Source organism: Vibrio sp. (genome assembly GCF_048266485.1).
Classification (GTDB): Bacteria; Pseudomonadota; Gammaproteobacteria; order Enterobacterales; family Vibrionaceae; genus Vibrio.
Map to the genome: position 1 here is coordinate 1 of NZ_JBLWZK010000011.1, position 20,043 is coordinate 20,043.

The window sequence follows — 20,043 nt, forward strand, 5'->3', positions numbered from 1 at the left end:
TTTTTGTTGAGAAAGTCATGAACCCATTGGTATTGTTGGTCTCTCTCATGATTCATAAAAACAAAAATTAATTCTTGCACATTAGGAAGCATATGCGTCAAAATGTTAAAGATATTATTAATCACAGAGATTTCTTAATCACTGACGGTGCTGCAGGATCACATCTTGAAGCTATGGGTTGTGATCTAAATGATTCTCTATGGACTGCCAAAATTCTTAAAGAAAATCCAGCGCTGATCAAACAACTGCATTATGATTATTTTCAAGCAGGTGCTGATTTTGGCGTCACGGTGAGCTACCAAGCGACTATAGATGGTTTTATTCAGCAAGGGATGAGTCATACACAGGCGATTGATTTAATTAAATCCTCGGCGTGTTTACTATTAGAAGCAAGAGATGAGTGGTGGCATCAAGAGGGAAAAAATCAGCATCGAATGTATCCAATTACAACAGGGTCTATCGGTCCATATGGCGCTTACCTAGCTGATGGCTCCGAATATCGCGGTGACTATGAACTTCCTAGAGAAACATTGCGCAAGTTTCATCAGCCGAGAATTGAGCTTTTATGGGAGCAAGGCATTGATATGTTTGCCGTAGAAACCATTCCACGTTTAGATGAAGCAATCGTGATCACTGAAATTATACAAGCATTAGGTGCAAAATGCTGGATTAGTTTTAGTGCAAAAGATGACCATCATATTAGCCATGGACAAGCTATTCATGAATGTATCAGGGCTCTTGAACCTTATGGTTGTATTGTCGCGCTGGGTATAAATTGCACTGCGCCACAGTATATCTCAGGTTTGGTTAAGCAAATTCAATCTTCTACCCAAAAGCCAATCGTTGCTTATGGCAACCTAGGACAGCATTATGATCCTAACACTAAAGTGTGGGCTGAGCATCATCATGGGAATTCAAAAGAGTATTTAGAATACGTTCAAGAGTGGAAATCACAAGGTGTCCGGATTATTGGAGGATGCTGTGGGACAACACCGAATGATATTAAGCAAATTGCTTGTTCTGTGAATGAATAAAATAGATGAGTTTGGTGCTTAACGCTATCCATATGAACTGGATAGCGTTTTATTTTCAGAGGCTTATTTTTTATCCACGGATTGGTAAGATAAAGACAAAAAAGGATCACAAAAGATCTCCCCAATAGATGTGACGTGAGTGTAAATAAACTCGGCTACGCCACCATTGAACTTAAACAGACATCAAGCGTTGCCCAGATGCCCATGCACGGTTGGTGTGTAATGCGTAGCCGGCGATGTTCAAAATCTTGTCCTGAATACTTATCTTCTCCGCACAAGAAAAGCCCGACGCACACAACGCGAAATGCAGTGATAATAAACCGTATCTTGAAGAGAAACTTGAGTTGAACTTGCTTGAGTCATTCTGACCACCCAATGAACAAAACCTAAACAGATAAGGTAAAGTAAGGCTAGTCGAACGAGCATTTTAAAGCTGTCAAATATTGATGCAAGGGATCATGGATGAAATAAAAAATCGGTACAAAATGGCCAAATGCTAAAGCCTAGGCATCAAGCTTTGATCTTCGTTTTTCATTCTCATCCTCTTCAATTTTCTGTTGGATTTTTTGGTAGTCAGTTTCCCCTAAACGATCTTCACGACGCATTTTTTTTGCTTGACGCTCGTGCTCATCAAGCTCATTAAACCATAGCTTGATAGTACGCAATATTTTAAGCATTGGTATCATTCCTTATTAACCCTCTAAAGTGACATAAAAAAATATCATTTGTATTGACACATAATAGACAGCCAAGATCTACATACTAAAAAGTTCACAATCAACAACATGTACATTAGAGTACATTTAGCATATTATTTACAAAACAAGTCATGGTATCAAGATACTGTTTTCAATAATGATTATAGATACTATGCGCCCTTTAAAAAATAATCATAAAACAAACTTACAATGAAAAAATCAGTTGCTATAAAACAAAACCCACAATCAACTCCCTCTCTAACCTTGTTAAAGTCCGAGCAAAGTCGTCAAAATTTGCAGGTAAGTAAACCTATACTGCACATATACGCGCCTGAATCATGTTTAGATACACTTCACTCTGTTTTAACTAAGCACAACATTAAGTATGATATTAACAATTATTCAATCAGAGACTTTAAAGGTGAAACTTTATGTCACTTTCAAAGCTTAAAACTTGATGAAGAGCATCGTACATTCTTAATTAATGCCACAGAACAGGGTGCCTGGGTTGAACCATTAGTCAGTTATTTTGACAAAAAATTAGGCTATACCGAAACAGAGCTATTACATAGCGGGTACTTTCTGCATCAAAAAGCCTTTTCAATTCTGTCAAATAAAAGAAATCTAAACGAAAAGCGCGTTATAGATCTACTGTTTGTTTTCATGATCGGCTTAATTGCCATTCCTATCGGACTTTTAATTGCCGTATTAATCAAGCTTGAGTCACCAGGCCCTGTATTTTTTAAACAACGACGAACTGGCCAATACAATCAAGAGTTTGAAGTTATCAAATTCCGTTCTATGCGTAACGATGCAGAAAAGAATGGAGCTCAGTGGGCAACTAAAAATGACGCTCGAATAACCAAAGTCGGTAACTTCATTCGCAAGACACGAATTGATGAACTGCCACAACTAATCAATGTATACAAAGGTGAGATGTCGATGGTAGGCCCACGCCCTGAACGTGAAGTATTTATTGAAGAGCTAGAAAAAGAGATTCCATACTACCGTTTTCGCCATGCAGTAAAACCCGGAGTCACCGGGTTAGCTCAAGTAAAATACCCATACGGCGCCTCTGTTGAAGACGCTATTTGGAAACATAAGTTCGATATCTATTATATTAAACACCAAAACTGGCGAATGGAATTGAAAATTCTCTTCTTAACCGTTAAGACTGTTATTTTTGGAATGGGTCGTTAATAAAGCCCATATTTAGGGCAATGCGACCAGACTCACTTGATCCAACATTCAACTTGAGTGATCTTTTTAAGATGGCAACCTAAAGGTATGAATAAAAAAGCATTATCTCCAGGTTTCAATTAACCTGAAGAGGTGAAATATATAATACATTTTCTATGGAGTGAGTTGGCAGAGCTTGAAGATCGACTAAACCAAAATAGTCTAAACTATTCCATGGCATCATCCCAACAGCCTTTACATTATAAATGCCCATAATACTTCACCCAATCAGAATAAATCTGAAAAAAAGTAAGGCTCACAACCTGGTCATAAAAACCATAGCTGACTACTTCATTCTATTGAATAATAATTCTACAGTTGAACAAAACTTACCAAACCAAGACATGCCACTATACTTTTCTTGTCACTCCCTTAAACGCATAATAGACAAAATATTTTATTGATGCTCGTAATGATAAGCACTCAACCTCTCGATATATACGCCATTGGTATTTAAGCACGCCAAGCTTATTAGATGAAACCGATTTACTCCCAACCCGATACCTAGCAAGTGGCTTGTCTACGCACCCTTTAGCGACTACTCCCGTTTTCAATATCTTCAACCAAAGGCCCATATCTTGCCTTTTTGAGATATTAGGCATATAAACTTTTCCCAAAGCATCAACACTGTACATAGCAGTTAAACAGCCAATCTGATTAGATTGAAGGATATCTTTATAAGTCAGGCTTGAAGGTGGTGTTCTAAGTCCAATAACTTTACCTTCTGTATCAAAGACTTCATACGATGTGTAAGAAAAAGCTACATCATTATCTAACATGAAATTAAGCTGATACTCTAACTTATTCGCATGCCAGATATCATCGGCATCCAAAAATGCAATAAAATTACCTTTTGCTTCCGCAATACCGCGATTACGAGTCACTGCAGGACCTGCATTCCAAGATCTTTGGACAAATTTGATTTTGGGATCAGCCTCAATAATTCTTAGCAATTCCTCAGGAATGTTAGAGGTTGAACAATCGTCAACAATAATATGCTCATAATTAGAGTAAGTTTGTTTTTGAACACTCTCTATTGTTTCCTTTAACTCTAAATTAGGGTTAAAGCAAGGGGTAATTACTGATACTAACATCTTTAAGTTAACCTTTAATCACTACCAAATAAATCGCATGTATATATTTTATCAACGACATCTTGCAGGTCTTCAACCATACTGTTCGAAACAATCACCTCGACATCGTCTTAAAATCATCAAGATCTTTAATAATTATGGAATTGAAGAATTCTTTTTCATTCAGTGCAGATTCATACACCATCACTTAAAAATCTTTAACTTTCAATTTCTTAATGGTTTCTTGAATTATTACGAGAGATAGCTGAGCCTGAATTTAGTTCATTTCTAAAAATTTTTATACGTTCATCATTACTAGCTAGGCTTTGTAATACAGAAAATGTGGAATTAGATGAACAATCATCAGTAATTAACTATTAAAAATAATTGAAAGGTTGTGATTTTATAGCACTGTCGGTACATATAATTAAATCTAATGAATTATATGATGGTGTGATTATTAAATAATTTACACTTATTCTACATGATATCATTTACCTTTATTTAACTCTTTATTAAGAGATAAACCTAGAAAAACAAAGAGTGTTTCGTAATAAACCTCTAAATAAGAAAAAGAAACTATAAAAATCCCAATAAATCCAAAAAAATACATTTTATTTTTTAAAAGAGGGAATAGAACCATAAAGATGTATGATAACAAACCTATAAGCCCCGTCTGACCTAATAAAAGAGGTATAGCAGCATGTGCGTACTTGCCATCAGAGAATCCATAATAAGTAGCTCCAACAGAATAACCATACCCAAATATATCATTATATAAATTCATTCCGAATTTATTATAAATCTGTTCAAATATATGCAACTTAGTGGCTCCGCTACCATCACTTTCTATCAGTGACAATATGTAGCTATAATCCAACACTAAAAAAAACAATAATAAAGAACTGAAGAGTAACAAAAATGCTATAAAGTGAAAGTTATTGATTCTTAATCTATAATTATATAAAACATATAAAAACAAAACCACTAAATAAGAAAATATCGCAGCACGACTAAAACTTAAAACAACAAAAAAAAGATAGACAAAAATTATCATTCTAAAAATTTTCTTAGACATAAAATCATGAAAAAGAAAATTAATTGCAATCAATATAATACAAAAATATCCAACACCATTAGTATCAGAAAATATTATTGAATCAACTTTTAATAAATAAAAATTAAGTTTAATAACATTAACTAACTCTGACACACCCCATTGATTAACCCTATAAAAAAGATCAATTGATAAAACAAGAACAGCAATGCTATTAAATGCAAATATTTGTAATCCATTATTGTTAATCCTTATATACTTGAACGTAATAAATGCAAGAAACATAAATATAACTTTAGATATTGCCAAATAAACCGATGTTGCGGATGTATCAACTAAACCATAAGCTATAATGATAAATCCCAATAAATATAGTGTATCATTAAAATTCCAATTAAAGCCATAAAAAACAAAAAAAACAAACAACGTAAATATAACTATAAATGTAATAAAATACCGACCACCAGGAAATATATTTAACTGGAAAAATACTAATGCTACGAAAAAAAAATATAAAAAACTTAATATTTTAATATTCTTAACTTCATAGTTCATTCCTAAAAGTCCTTGTAAATATCTAGAGATTTCCGTGAAATTTCATCCCATGAAAAATTATTTAATATATAATCTTTCACATTTATATCAATATATTTATTCTGATTAGTAATAAATTCAACTAAAACCGATGATAAAGATTCTTCAGTAGTATCAAATAATAATCCACAATTTAAACCATCAATTAAATCAGATAAATTACATGAATATGATAGTAAACAGAAACGATCTAATGCTAATGCCTCAATTACAGAAACAGGAAAACCTTCTGATCTTGAAGGTAATATGAGAGCTGAAGAATTTGATATAACTGCAAACTTATCAATATCAAAAATTGGACCTTTAACTTCCACTACATCACCTAGCATATATTTATTTATATTCTCGGACAATAAATTAAACGCCTTTTCATTACCATAGCCGTGTATTATTAACTTGAATTTATTTTCAACAAATAAATTCTTTAATTCAAAGCATGATTTCAATAAAATATCAATTCCTTTCCCATAGAAATCAAATCTACCTAAAAATAAAATATACTTATCCTTATACTTATCCTTATACTTATCCTTATCCTTATCCTTATCCTTATCCTTATCCTTATCCTTATCCTTATCCTTATAAAAAGAATCAATTTCAAAAGTATCTATACCATTAGGGATCACAAAAATATTATCTTTACCATAGCCAAAATGATTAAACGATGCCTTTTCAAACTCAGTTAAACAAAAGATTCCATTAGCATGTTTAAAAAAATACTTAAGTAGCAAATTATTAACGATCTTTTTTCTAAATTTTGATTTATTTTGAGCATTCGGCATAAATGCTCCATGTAAATAAATTGCAAATGAAACAGATTTTATCTTTAATAAAACTAAAACGAGCCAACTTAATGGTTCATATACACGATGAATTACTACCACTGAGCTTTTATTAATATTAAGAAAAAATTTTATTATTTCTAATAAGTTATTATTTAATAAATTAAACTCTAAACAATTACAATACTTTGACTGATATTTAACCAACTTATCAACAACTGTATTTATTCCACTAACATTTAATTTATTATTTACTCGATTATTTACGTGAAGAACAAGCATACTTAACCTTATATAAAAAAATAAAAAATAAAAAATAACATTTTCCAAAAAAATCATTTTTGTTAAAAATATTATTATTATTACCATTTACATATATAAATGCGGAATACCTTGCTTTAAATATATGATGCAAACTAAATTCATGTTTTTTTAAAAAATATTTTAAACTTTCAATTTTTTTTGTAGAGGTTGTAATTCTATTTCTATTAGGATCAACATCCAAATAATAATCAGCATGATTCAGTTTAAAGCTTGGCCCAAATTTATTAGTAATCCTTATCCATAGATCATAATCTTGCCAACAGTTTAACTCCTCATCAAACAAACCAGCATCTATATATATTTCTTTTTTAGTAAATATTTGATTTCCAATTTTATTCCCAAATGATAAATCAAGATTAGAAATAATACAAAAATCATCAAACCCAGTTCCAAGTTGCTTCCCATCTAAACTTATTTTATTTACTGCAGAAGATAAGAATGAATAATTATCTAACTTATTTCTGTTTTTATAAAAGTTTTCTATTCTATTTTTGTTAAAATAATCATCATCATCCAAACCAGTTATATAATAGCCAGAAGATTGTAATATTGCTAAATTTCTGGAAAAGCAAGCACCTTTATTTTCTGAATTTTTAAAAACTTTAACTCTTTTATCTGTTGATTGTAATGATTTTAAATAATCCCAAGTTTTATCTGTAGAATTATCATCAACAACAATAAGCTCAATTTTTTTATAAGTTTGATTTAAAACAGATTCTACCGCTCTTTTCAATAAGTCGACCCGATTATGAGTCGGAATATATACAGTTACTAAGCCTTTCATATATAGATCCACTTATAACACTCTATTTTCAATTAAGATAAGAAACATTATCACATGAAGATAACACTTGCACGGCAACCGCATGAACATTCCCGTCAGGCAACACTTCCGAGTACTTTATTTAAATAGTTCTCATACATCGCACACATCATTCGTTTTCGCGTGATACCACCTTTAAAACTTTTCTCTCCTTTCAAAAGGTTCAAACAAGCCTGCCTGAGCCTTGAAAAAGACTCTGCTCGATCATCAACCCAAATTCGACAAGCATATTCTTTCAATACCATATCTAACTGCCAGTGCAAAGCTTCAACACCCCAGTGCGCCTGTGTTGCATCATGCAACTCTTCTGCCGTTAATTCTTTAGAGCTAATATAATACCGTACAGAAAGCTCTTGCCTCCGAGCTGACTCAGATTCTTGACGGATACATACCATTATTCCCATCGCTTTAAGCTCTGGCCAATCATAGGTCAAATCACCCAAAACAGATAATTCTGTATTAATTAGTGCGCACCTTGTTTCCAATCTTCCATGCGATTTGATTTGGCTTGAGTAACTATCACCATCAAAGGAATCCATCATCGTTGGTCTATAATACTCATCAAAGGCTTTTTCTAGAAGTCCTTGGTTACCCTTTACCGCAAGCAAGTAATCCGCACTTTTCTCTATGATTTTTTTCGCTATCTTTCGTTGGCAACCCATCGCATCAATCGTAACCAAACAACCCGCAATATCTAGCATTTCCAATCGCTTTGGGATTTCTGTAATTTCGTTTGTCTTCTCATTGACCCTTGATTGTGCTAAACAAATACCATTTGCTGTCGCAAATGCATTCACCATATGGATTGCAGATTGATCACGAGATTTATCATAAGAACCACGAACTGTTTTCCCATCTATCGCAATAACTTCCCTATCTGTGAGCTTATGACACTCTTTCATCCATTCTACAAAAGCTCTCTGCATAGCCTTCGGGCTAATCATACCCATCACTCTCGCTATCGTATCGGCTGAAGGAATACCTGTTTCAAAATCACCATAGTGCTTTAAAAAATTCAATCGCATTTTACCGAAATCACTAATGCCTTCCCAGGTATCTTGACCAGACAAAACACCACAAATTGTCAGTAGAATAATATCGGACAATTTATGATTAACTTTTGCGGCTTAACGATAATCTTTAATTGCTGAAAAGTGCATAAATAGATTGATAACTTTTGTTATTGTATTGCTCCAAATCGAGTATGGAACCATTAGACAACAAACAAAATGATCGACAATCTGGTCCTTTTTTACATAATATAGATATGATGTTAGTGATGAAACAAGGTATAAACAGACTAGATTCGTAGGTTTCTAAAGTTCGCTTAGCTCTTTTAAAGCGGGAGTGTTCATGCGATTTTCCTGGATTCTATCATTTCATTTATTCTCAATAAATATCGAGCATTTTATGTGCCATGCAACTTGCAAGAAATTAATCTTTTTCATAGTATCAAGATCATTAAAAACTAAGCTATTTTTTAAAAAGCTTATTGATTCATTATTTGTTATATATTCATCAACAAAATTATCTGATTTACTAGATGATATAATACGATTCCAATCTCCCCACGGTCCTTGATTTCCTTTAATTAAGCCTATACGTTTTGCAACGTGTCGATAGAACCATATAGGAAATTGAATAGGTGAATTAATCCACCATGAAAAATAAGGAAGTCTTCCATCCGCATGAAATATCCATTTTGTTTTTTCAAGGTAAGGTTTGGTGGTCAAATTAAATAATCTACGATTCATTTTCCATTCAGTTGGTAAAGCTGCACTAATTTTTACAGCATCTTTACACATAAATGGCTCATAACTTCTAAACAATCTACGAGTAGTATAAAGATTTGGAATAGCAGTACGCATTGTTGCAGGATAAAGTACAAACCACTCATGTACAGATTCTGATCTCAATTTTTTAATTTTTTCAAAATGAAGTTTACGCCTGCTATTTATCTCTCTCAAAATCTCATCATTAACTAATATATTTGAAAGCTCTTTAGTACGATTTTCACCTTTCTTAAAAAATTCTGGCAAAAAAGGGTATCTCGTTGTATTTAATGTTTTTAATGCGTATGGTGATTTTAATAACGAGTCAGATAAATACCCACCAAAAACAGCTGTATAATCTGCTAATTTATATATTTTATCAAAACCAAGGCTATGTGCATGATGATACTGGTGTCCCGTACCAACTAGCTTACTAGCTTCCGGCAAAATATTTAAATAATGTGTCTTTTCTCTATAGCCTACGGTAAAGTTTGCGTTGTATTTATCTGCAACTTTCTTTGCAATTTTTCCTTCTCTATTCATCTCATCTAAAAAAACATACGCATCTCGTTGTAAGTGATAAGGAAGTAGTCCAGACAAAGCTCGTGAATCTTCACCACCAGAAATAAATTGAGCAACTTTATCCATTTTATCTGTAATTCTATTTACATAACCATCAAGTCCGGTTCTTAATGCTTTCGCTGATTCTTTAATGTTTGAATATGAGTTGTATTCTTTTGGTTCCCAATATTTATTAACATTAGGATTATTATTAAATTCAATATGACTTGAAGGTTCCAACTGTTTTAGTTCTGTGTAAGCAGTGTACGGGTAAGTAATGACATCATTAATAATAAATTCAGTTAATGAAACGACATCAAAATTATTAGATTCTTTCGAAACCCTAGCTAATGCATCAATATGAGTGCCAATATATAACCCTTTTACACTTTGATGATAATAGACCGGAATGAAAGCCATTAAATCTGTTACTACATCAACTGCATTTGTATTTTTATTAATACGTATTATTGTAAAGGGACCACTCAAATCCTCATCCCATTGGATTTGTGATTCAACACACCATCTTTGGTATATCGATTCTGTCGCTTCAAATGAATCATCATCAATTAAGAAGTCATTATTTCTGAAATATAAAACAGGACCACCAATTACTATTAATAGATGTTCACTGGTTTCAAAAGGCTGAAAGCCCTTATAGTGGCTATTACTAACAGCTAGCGCCCCCCAACTCCCATGAAATTCTGTTACTTCTGGTGGATTATTGTCGTATATATCTCGTATTGACTTACTTAAAACACCTTCTTCTATAGGCTCAGAAGAATAAAGATAATCACTCATTTTCTCATCTCTTTTTCTGCTTCCAATTCTAGGCCATGACGTAAAACATAGTAATAAGCTTCATTACGCATAAAATGCATTCCGTTCAAAACTTTATTTGTACTCTTTCTTCTACCAAGTAAAGTCGCAGCGAACTCTTTCAGCCAGCTTTTAACAGAAAACTCTATAGGTATACTGAAGAATGAAGATAGTAAGTTTTTTTTGATTCTTGGATATACACTAGTGACCATTTCATCGAGTGCTTTATCATAACCCTCACCGAGAAGCGAACACAGATTATCAAGGTCTATTTGTTTATTTCCTTGCGCTATTTCAACTTTACCTTGGTTTGTATAATGGTATATCGGCTCAAAACTTATAACATTATTTTTTTCCATAGTAAGAATGATGGAATACGAACTATTTTCTTTGTTAGCCCATTTACCTGGGTCAAAATAAAAATTACCTAAGCTGTAAAAAATTAAACTATCACCGTATTGTTCATAGCCTTGGGGAACATGAGGGTGTGAAGCAATAACAGCATCTGCGCCTAAGTCACACAAGTGCTTATACCTTTCACGCCACTCTTTTTGTGGTATTGGATAATTTTCTAAGCCTGCATGAGAGAAAACTAAGACAAAATCACATTCTTTTTTTAAAGTTAGAATAGTTTTATCGATTAAAGAGTGGTTAATCCAAGCATACCCTGCTCTTTCACTTCGGTTAAAATAATCAATAACTCCAAATTGAGCTTCACAAGCATTAATAATACCAATTGTAATATCATCTATTTTTTTTATTAATGGTTTATATGCTTCTCTTTCATCTATTCCCGCACCAACGGTATCAAGCTCTACCCTTTGAGCTTCATCAATGGTTGCTTGCAAACCATCTTTACCAAAATCCAACATATGGTTATTTGCAAGTAACGCAAGATCAAAGCCCTGTTTTTTGAGACCTGACAATGTTTCAGCCCTTTGACTATGGTGAATACCAGATTTAGGTTCTGGTGCACCTTTCCCCTGTATCGGAGCTTCAAAATTACAAACGGAATAATCCATATTTTGAACAATTTGGGCTAAATCATCAGAGAGTAATTCTCCTTCAGCATTGTTATAATTAACAATATCACCACAAGCAAAAATCTTAATCACTTGACTCTCCATTATCGAATCTATAACTCTTTAATAAAACAATAGCGATTATTAAAATATTAATAAATGCACTTGTAGTGCAAAAAAATGCCAAACTAATAACATCGCTTTCATAAAGATAATATCCGGTGACTAAAGCTGCTGCCCGAAGAGAAATAGAAAAAAGAGTAAAAAACAAATAAAGCCGCTGAATATCTAAAATAGGGATTGCCATATTACTAGGAGGATTCAAAAACATAAAGAACAACCATACAGACAACCATCTAGCATAATCGCCTGCGACAACCCACTCGGTACCAAAAACAAAACTAAACAAATCAGGCCCAAAAATAATAATAATGCCAAATGGTACAAAACCTGCTGCGGCTAACATAATTGTTGCTTTACGTATTAGATTAAATAAATTTTCTCTGTTGTGTGCTGCTTCAGTAATATGTGGATAAAATACATCACCGACTGATTTTCCAATTAAAGCCGAAGGTACCCCCAATGCTGTTTTTCCTAAAGTATAAAAACCAGCCGATGCTGGCCCAAATAAACTTGCTAATAAAAGTACAGGTAAACTTTGTGATAAAGCATTTATAAATTGTTGTGGTGCTCTATATAAAGGAAAGTCTTTGTATTTATAAGCAAGTTTTTTCAAGTCGCTTTTAGCACTATTCGCATGATTAATTCTATCAGTTTCAACAGACCATTTTTGTGAACCAAACCATAGTTGCACTGTATATAATGCATTCCCCAGTGTTGCAGCAAGAATCAATATCGCACCAATAGGATTGAATGCCCCCCCCGCTGCTTTCAGACTATTAATTATCAATGACTGGCTAACTGCTACTCGGGAAGTTACTTTAAACTGCTTCTTGCGAATTAACCATTGCTGCATTATTTGTTGTGTTGCTGCAAAAAATAAAGCGATAGGAAGAAGCAATAAATAACTACTAATTGCCTGTAAGTTAAACAAGATTATTAATTGTTCTTTTGTTAAAAAAATCACAATAAAAGTAATAATAGAGACGACAGAAGCGATTAGTAAACTTAACTTGGCAATGCTTCTTGCATCATCATCACCTTTGGGTAAAACTATAGCTATTGGGTATGCTAGCGCTGCAACGGGAGATATTACAGCTAATACAGCGGTAAAAACACCTAACAAACCAAAAGTTTCAGCACCGTAAAGGCGAGTAATTAAGGGCATGAACAACATTGTAATCAGTTGTGCTCCTGCAGCACCTGAAGCAACAATCACAACATTACGTATAAATTTATTAGAAAAAAGCTTGCGGAAGAAAGACATTATTAGTCCGTAGTAAAAGGTAAATAACAAATATTTCGTTTAATAAAAGTATAACAAGACATACTATTAAAAATCTTAACTCATTGAGATACATCACTTGATATAAACTTATTTGGCCAACAAGGTGCAAGGTTAGTAATACAGCCATTATAACGATCAGGGCAAGATAACACAGAAATCGCATAAACATCGCCGCTATGCCACGGAAAAATCATGAACTTCCCCGTCAATAAAGGCTTGCCAGAACCTTTAAAAGATACTCACAATTCATCGCACACATCGCTCTTTTATGTTTAATGCTCGCTTTGAGAGTCGTTTCACTCTTCAGCATGTTTAAGCACATTTGCCTGATCCTTGCAAAATTTTCAGCGCCTTCATCTACTCGTTTTCGGCTGGCATCTTCACCGAAAGCGGTGTCTAACGACCAGTGCATCGAATCAACCAACCAATGTGAACGCGTGGCATTTAACAATTCTTTAGCATTTAAATCCTTCGAGCTGATGTAGTATTTCACCACTAATTCTGACTCTTTCGCTACTTCCTCTTTTTGCCTTATTGAAACCACAATACCCATGGTTTTAAGACCAGGCCATTCAAACTCAATATCACCTAAAACACTTAAATCTTTATTGGTCAATGCAAGCCTAGTTTCTTGTCTACCACGTGATTTCCCTTGCGTGCTGTAGGAGTCACCATCGTGGTTTTGAAACATGCTCATGTCAAAATAGTTATAGAACGCTTGCTCTAAACGACCTTGGTTACCTTTAACTGCTAAAAGATAGTCCGCGTCACTATCAAGTATCTTTTGTGCAATTTTCTTTTGACAGCCCATCGCATCAATCATAACTAAGCAGCCTGATATATCAAGCAGTTCAAGGAGCTTTGGAATGGCGGTGATCTCATTCGACTTCTGGTAAACTTTTTGTTGTCCGAGGCTCACGCCATTTTCAGTGGCAAACGCGTTGACCATATGGATAGCACCGAGTCCGCGAGAGTCATCGTAAGAGCCCCTCGCCGTTTTACCGTCGATGGCAACCACCTCTCCTTTGGTCAACTCACAGCAATCTTTCATCCATTCAATAAAGCACTTCTGTAATCGAATCGCACTTATCATTCCCATCGTTCTGGCTATGGTCGATGTTGAAGGAACACCATGACTAAAATCACCGAATAGCTTCAAAAAATCTAGTCGAGCTTGACCGTAAAGACTGATCGCTTTCCAGTCATTTTGACCAGAAAGCACCGCGCAAATTGTTAACAAAATGATATCTGTTAACTTGTGCTCGACTTTGCCTTTTTGTCGGTAATCTGGGATAACATCGAAATGCATAAATGAGTGCTGGTTACTCATTGTTGGACCTCCAATTTGTCTATGGAGGTATTAAAAAAGACTGAAAATGATCTACAAATCGATCTTCGGCCAATTGATTGTTGTGTGATTGCGCTAACTAATGAAGTTCGAAAATTGAGAACTCAATGCGACACGAACTATTTAAACATGGGCATGTTCATGATTTTTCCCTGCGAAAGTCAGTGATGGTTTTTATCGACATGAAGCAAAAATTGATGCGAGTTTTCATCCAAATTTGGAGCCGGAAAATCGTAGTTTTTTATCGATTTTTGAGGCAAAAATCATTAAAAACCTGGACAAAAAGTGCGATTTTTTGAGGCTTTCACCTCAGACACCCACATCACCATGAGACACTTTTTATTCATTTTGAGACAGTAAGATTTACGTGAAGCCTTGTGATAACTCGATTTTACGTGTTTTTGGAAAACTGCCCCAATAGGCCTTTACAAAAACTCACTTTTTAACCTCAACAGCTTGCTACCTTTTAGGCACGCTACCGCCCAAGGCCTACATTGGAGGCCCTGTCAATTTATCGACATTGAGTGCGCTGGTATTTCAATAACAAACAGAAACGACAGTGCATTCACAATGTTGTAAACGGTGTAATATGACAAAAAAAACTGTTTTTAGCCGACCTTACTAAAACCATGATAAAAGTGAATAATGACACGGTGGTAAGTGGGTAAAATCAGTCAATTTTTGCTCAATAATCACACAATTTTCATTAATAAAATCAATGGTTTCATTACATTTTATTGTGATATTTATCACAGCACAACAAGTCTGAATAAAAACGCGACTTAATTCAATAATAATATCATTTTTCATCTCTGAAATGATACATTTTGGTTAATGATTTTCTATATCGAATTTGCATACAAAATAAAAAAGCCAAGAACGTTACTCAATTCTTGGCTTTCAATTTGAAATCATAGTGGACGATTCAATCTAAATTTTATTGACACTCTGCTTGAATTACCGCTACTAAGCGATCAACCGCCACCACTAATTCTTCTACCGTCGCATTGGTAAAGTTCAAACGAAGTGCTGGTGTCACTTTTTCACCTTGTTTATAAAATACCGAACTTGGTACTACGGCCACTTTGTTTTTCAATGCCGCTTTCGCCAAAGCAAAATCATCGCATTCTGGTAAGGTTAACCAAATAAACATGCCACCTTCTACCGGATTAAAGTGGCAACCTTGTGGCAATTTAGCGGTGAGTTGTTCTGCTAAACACAAGTAACGTTCTTGATAAATTTTACGCAACGTTTCTAAGTGGGCTGGAAAATCTTGATGATTTAACAAATCAAGCAACACCGCTTGCATTGGAATGCTTGAATGCAAATCAGCGCATTGCTTCACTTTTACAAGCGGTGCAATCCATTCAGCTTTACCGGTGACTACGCCCATTCGCATCCCTGGTGCGGCAATTTTAGAATAAGAACGCAATACTAATGCACTTTCAGGGCAGAAACTCGACACAAGAGGCAACATCTCACCCATAAAACGTAACTCACGATATGGCACATCTTCCACCAGCGTCACATTATATTGTTGACACAATCGCGCCACTTTTTGACGAACGTCTAAGCTCCACGATACGCCGGTCGGGTTATGAAAATCTGGCACTGCATAAAATAATTTTGGCGCTTGTTCAGCAAAACACGCTTCCAGTTCAACAAGGTTTGGGCCATCTGCTTGTTGTGACACGCTGATCACATTCGCTTGTGCTAAACCAAATACTTGCAACGCCCCTAGGTAGCTTGGCGCTTCCATCACGACTTTATCATTTGGATTAACAAACGCACGCGCGATTAAATCCAGCGCTTGTTGAGAACCCGTACAAACTAGCGATTCATGATGTTCAGGAAGTTGAAATTGCGTACGGAAATAATCAAGTAGTGGGCCATAACCGGCCGTTTGACCATATTGAAATAAAGCCGGTTTTTGCGGTAATGAGGTTAACGATTCATCCATTAAGGCTATTGGAAAAGTATTGCCATCTGGTAATCCACCAGCCAAAGAAATGACGCCTTCCGCTTGAGCGTCCATTAAAATTTCACGAATATAAGAAGGTTGGATTTGTTGTAATGCTTGAGTAATTTCCATTTTACTGCTCAGACTATGATTAGATTGATCTATTGTACGCTTTCTTTGATTATCGACAATATATATACCCAAGTAACTTCAAGGTGCGAGTTTCAGCAAGAATAAAACAAGCTTTAGGCAAGACAAATTGAATATGATCATAGTTATTCTATCTCTGTTCAATTTAACGCAGCATAAAGCTTGCTTTAACTTGCCCTTCGGGAGCTTCATTCAAATCTTTATACAGCGTCAGATTGGTTTGAAAGGTGTTTACATTCCTTCGCCAATCTTCCTTGCCTAAAGATTTGGATGATAGCTCTGAATTCTGCATCTTGAAGTCACTTGGGTATAGACATAAAAAATGCCCAGTTATTACACTGAGCATTCTTCTTTATGTGACAAATCACCACATATTATTCTGTTATGACTGGCCTTTGAATTTATCAGCAAGTAATTTATCGACACCGAAACAACCAGAGCCCGATACCGCTAGCGATACCGCCATTGCTAATAATGCTAGTCCGAACTCGTAGCCACCATTTGCCAAGAACAAGCCATTCGGTAAGTGTACGCTGACTATTGCCACTACCATAGTAAACGCAACCACAACGGCTGCAGGGCGAGTGAGCAAGCCAAGCAATAAGAATAAGCCACCGAAAAACTCGCCAGAGCCCGCTAAGAATGCCATGAGTTCACCAGGGTTTAAGCCTAGTGACGCCATAAATTGACCAGTACCGGCAAGGCCACCACCGCCAAACCAACCAAATAATTTTTGTGAGCCATGCGCCATCAAAGTGATACCAATAGGCACTCGTAACATTAAAGGCGCTAGGCTTGCTTGAGAGTGTAAAATTCGTTGTAAAACTGACATGAAAAATTCCTTAAAAATAAAATGTGTTAAATAGATCCAAGTGACTTGGGTATAAAACTTATTGCCACAAATAGGATTCCATTGATAAAGCGTGATGCTGGATCCCGCCTTTAATCACTGAAAACTCATCACTACTGTTACTCGCGCCTAGCGCCACTAACAATGGTAAATAATGCTCATGGGTTGGATGGGCTCGAAAAAAGTTCGGCTGCAAATTTGGCGCATTAAGTAATGCTTGCGCACGACGTTCTGTCATTTGTAAGCGAACCCATTGTTCAAACGCCACCACATAATCCGCCGCTTGCTTTGAATCGACGACGGAATCACGTAAATTGTGAGTAATCGAGCCCGATCCTATCACTGCGATACCTTGCTCACGTAAACAACCTAACTGCTTGCCTAAGTGATATATATCGTCACCAGATGCATGCGAATTAATAGAAACTTGAATGACTGGAATATTCGCGTTTGGCACCAAATGCATCAACGGTACCCAAACACCATGATCTAACCCGCGCTGAGCTTGTTGCTGAACCTGAAAGCCTTCCCCCTCAAGTAAACGATGAATCGTATTCGCCAATTCAGGCGATCCTTGAGCTGGGTATTCCAATTGATATAACTCCGTTGGAAAGCCCCCAAAATCATGAATGGTTTGCGGCGATTGATCTGACGTTACGCCTGTAAAACCATTAGTAACCCAGTGCGCAGAAACGACAACTATCGCCTTGACTTCATCAAATACAGATTGATGTTGTTCAAGTAAATCACGTGCATGGCTTTGCTCAATGGCAAACATTGGAGAGCCGTGGCCAACAAACATTACCGGTGCTAATTTCACTTTCTCTCCTCCATTACTCATTCATAATCTGATGGAATGAAGTTTGCGCTTGTTGCGTTTAGTTGACAATACCGTTAATAATGAACACATTGTTTAATAATATTTTACAGTGTAATCGCAAGGATTGAGCAACATGGATAAACTTAATTTAATGAACAGCTTCGTTCATGTGGCTGAAAAAGGTTCCTACACCGCGGCTGCACAGCATTTAGGCAAGACAAAATCCTTGATGAGTACTCATATCACTCAGCTTGAAACCCTTTTAGAAGTTCGGTTGATTCAGCGCTCAACACGTGGATTACAACTGACGGATGCAGGTAAAGCCTATTACGAACAAGCTAAACGGATACTCGATGATATTTCGATGGTAGAAGTAGGCTTAAGGCGCGATCAGCAACAGATTGGTGGGCGACTACGCATTAGCGCGCCAACCACTTTTGGCGAATGTGTCCTCATGCCGTTTATTGCGCAATTTATTCAAACGCATCCGGATATTAATATTGATGTGGTGCTCAATGATCGCTTTGTTGATCTGGTATCAGAAGGCTACGATTTAGCGATTAGAATCGGTCATCTACCTGATTCTGACCTCATTGCCGTTCCGGTTGGTCATATGTCACTCAAAGTTTGTGCATCTAAGGCATTTATTGAACATTTCGGCGAGCCAAAAACACCGCAAGATCTTTCCAACCTACCAGCGGTGTATGACAGTAATAATAAAAGCTCCAAACTGAGGCAGTGCTACAAAGCTGGTGACACTTTTAGCTTTCCAATCCAACATTCCGTCTCGGTGAACAATGCTCTTGCTTCGGCTTATCTAGCGGTTCATGCCAATGTTTTTACTATTAGCCCAGACTTTGCGGTTGATCCTTTTATTGAATCAGGACGGCTACAAATATTATTACCCAATTATGATTTTGGTGCCTACCCTATCAATGCGGTTTATAGCCATCGCAAATACTTACAACAAAAGATCAATGTGTTTAATCAGGCTTTAAAAACTTATATGACGAAAGAATGTCATTAATCTATTAACCCATTCAATAAACCTTAAGTTAAACTGAGGTTTCAGATAGGAAACGTTGGCGGAAATGAATATGGATATGAGCCTTGGGCAAGTAGTTTATCTACAAGCTGCTGCCAAACTCAGCATAATACAAACACAATAAGCGAATCCGATGGCGAACAAGAAAACTCAGTCCGAACTTCCCTGTATTGCCCTACCTTCGTTGATACATCGCATCGGCGGAGAAAACTGTAAATACGCAAAAGCCATCGCCGCACAACATCAATGCGAGTTAAAACGCATTCGTCGCTCGCGTAATTGGCAAATCAGTGGCAACTCAGCGAACTTAGCCCATCTACTCTCCGCACTACAAGCTGAACAGAACCAAGGATTGGATTATTTAATCAATAAGCTAAATACAGGTTTACTTGCTCTCAACGATAAGCCGGAATCAAAAGCAGAACAATTAGCCTCACTGATCGCACAACAACCGGATATCACGTTAAATGAGCTCATGGCTGCCACCAACTGCACTATGATTGAAGCGAGAGTGGCCAGGTTTAACTCGCAGGATTTCGAATGATGATAATACGCCCCTATCAACCGGAAGAGCCTAAATAACCCCGGTCATCCCAGCCGAGCATTAGCGAGAGCAGGGATCTACTCACAGCATACCGAATCATTATTGCCATTAAGTCTACAA

The 20,043-nt window shown here is 35.8% G+C and carries 17 protein-coding genes and 1 pseudogene; 4 read left to right on the forward strand and 14 right to left on the reverse strand.

The annotated features are described in order from the left end of the window. Positions 1-92 precede the first annotated feature (92 nt). Positions 93-1,034, forward strand: coding sequence for a homocysteine S-methyltransferase (mmuM, locus tag ACN0T8_RS12260; protein WP_417880910.1), 942 nt, complete (start codon positions 93-95; stop codon positions 1,032-1,034). A 503-nt stretch (positions 1,035-1,537) separates the two neighbouring features. Here the strand turns inward: mmuM and ACN0T8_RS12265 are convergent. Continuing rightward, positions 1,538-1,711: a hypothetical protein gene (locus ACN0T8_RS12265; RefSeq protein WP_417880911.1), complete on the reverse strand. Its 174-nt coding sequence runs from the start codon at positions 1,709-1,711 to the stop codon at positions 1,538-1,540. A 231-nt stretch (positions 1,712-1,942) separates the two neighbouring features. On the opposite strand from ACN0T8_RS12265, the gene ACN0T8_RS12270 reads away from it, so the two are divergent. Next, positions 1,943-2,932, forward strand: coding sequence for a sugar transferase (locus tag ACN0T8_RS12270; protein WP_417880912.1), 990 nt, complete (start codon positions 1,943-1,945; stop codon positions 2,930-2,932). Positions 2,933-3,321: 389 nt separating this feature from the next. Here the strand turns inward: ACN0T8_RS12270 and ACN0T8_RS12275 are convergent, their stop codons facing one another. The 13 genes and pseudogenes from ACN0T8_RS12275 to ACN0T8_RS12335 form a co-directional block, all read right to left on the reverse strand. After that, complete coding sequence (locus ACN0T8_RS12275; protein ID WP_417880913.1) at positions 3,322-4,065, reverse strand: glycosyltransferase family 2 protein; 744 nt, start codon at positions 4,063-4,065, stop codon at positions 3,322-3,324. A 212-nt stretch (positions 4,066-4,277) separates the two neighbouring features. Further along, entirely contained in the window at positions 4,278-4,415 is a 138-nt protein-coding gene (locus tag ACN0T8_RS12280; RefSeq protein WP_417881010.1) for a glycosyltransferase, read from the reverse strand. A 119-nt stretch (positions 4,416-4,534) separates the two neighbouring features. Next, positions 4,535-5,656: an O-antigen polymerase gene (locus tag ACN0T8_RS12285; RefSeq protein ID WP_417880914.1), complete on the reverse strand. Its 1,122-nt coding sequence runs from the start codon at positions 5,654-5,656 to the stop codon at positions 4,535-4,537. Positions 5,657-5,658: 2 nt separating this feature from the next. Beyond that, positions 5,659-6,759: a glycosyltransferase gene (locus ACN0T8_RS12290; RefSeq protein WP_417880915.1), complete on the reverse strand. Its 1,101-nt coding sequence runs from the start codon at positions 6,757-6,759 to the stop codon at positions 5,659-5,661. Beyond that, positions 6,737-7,585 (reverse strand): glycosyltransferase, encoded by an 849-nt coding sequence (locus ACN0T8_RS12295; protein ID WP_417880916.1) that lies wholly within the window; start codon positions 7,583-7,585, stop codon positions 6,737-6,739. The genes ACN0T8_RS12290 and ACN0T8_RS12295 overlap by 23 nt, the downstream gene beginning before the upstream one ends. 95 nt (positions 7,586-7,680) lie before the next feature. Next, a pseudogene (locus ACN0T8_RS12300) lies at positions 7,681-8,808 on the reverse strand (ISAs1 family transposase). A 195-nt stretch (positions 8,809-9,003) separates the two neighbouring features. Further along, entirely contained in the window at positions 9,004-10,758 is a 1,755-nt protein-coding gene (locus ACN0T8_RS12305; protein ID WP_417880917.1) for a hypothetical protein, read from the reverse strand. Further along, entirely contained in the window at positions 10,755-11,891 is a 1,137-nt protein-coding gene (locus ACN0T8_RS12310) for a CapA family protein (protein ID WP_417880918.1), read from the reverse strand. The genes ACN0T8_RS12305 and ACN0T8_RS12310 overlap by 4 nt, the downstream gene beginning before the upstream one ends. After that, entirely contained in the window at positions 11,884-13,185 is a 1,302-nt protein-coding gene (locus tag ACN0T8_RS12315; protein ID WP_417880919.1) for a lipopolysaccharide biosynthesis protein, read from the reverse strand. The genes ACN0T8_RS12310 and ACN0T8_RS12315 overlap by 8 nt, the downstream gene beginning before the upstream one ends. 226 nt (positions 13,186-13,411) lie before the next feature. Continuing rightward, entirely contained in the window at positions 13,412-14,536 is a 1,125-nt protein-coding gene (locus ACN0T8_RS12320; protein ID WP_417880920.1) for an ISAs1 family transposase, read from the reverse strand. 955 nt (positions 14,537-15,491) lie between these two features. Next, positions 15,492-16,646: a PLP-dependent aminotransferase family protein gene (locus tag ACN0T8_RS12325; protein ID WP_417880921.1), complete on the reverse strand. Its 1,155-nt coding sequence runs from the start codon at positions 16,644-16,646 to the stop codon at positions 15,492-15,494. Positions 16,647-17,046: 400 nt separating this feature from the next. Further along, entirely contained in the window at positions 17,047-17,496 is a 450-nt protein-coding gene (locus ACN0T8_RS12330; RefSeq protein WP_417880922.1) for a DoxX family protein, read from the reverse strand. Positions 17,497-17,554: 58 nt separating this feature from the next. Then, entirely contained in the window at positions 17,555-18,334 is a 780-nt protein-coding gene (locus ACN0T8_RS12335) for a DODA-type extradiol aromatic ring-opening family dioxygenase (RefSeq protein WP_417880923.1), read from the reverse strand. Positions 18,335-18,467: 133 nt separating this feature from the next. Here ACN0T8_RS12335 and ACN0T8_RS12340 point away from each other — a divergent pair, with 133 nt between their 5' ends. Both ACN0T8_RS12340 and ACN0T8_RS12345 read left to right on the forward strand, forming a co-directional pair. Further along, entirely contained in the window at positions 18,468-19,361 is an 894-nt protein-coding gene (locus tag ACN0T8_RS12340) for a LysR family transcriptional regulator (protein ID WP_417880924.1), read from the forward strand. Between the two features lie 151 nt (positions 19,362-19,512). Continuing rightward, on the forward strand, positions 19,513-19,923 hold the full coding sequence (locus tag ACN0T8_RS12345) for a ribosome recycling factor family protein (protein WP_417880925.1): 411 nt from the start codon (positions 19,513-19,515) through the stop codon (positions 19,921-19,923). The last annotated feature ends 120 nt before the right edge of the window (positions 19,924-20,043 follow it).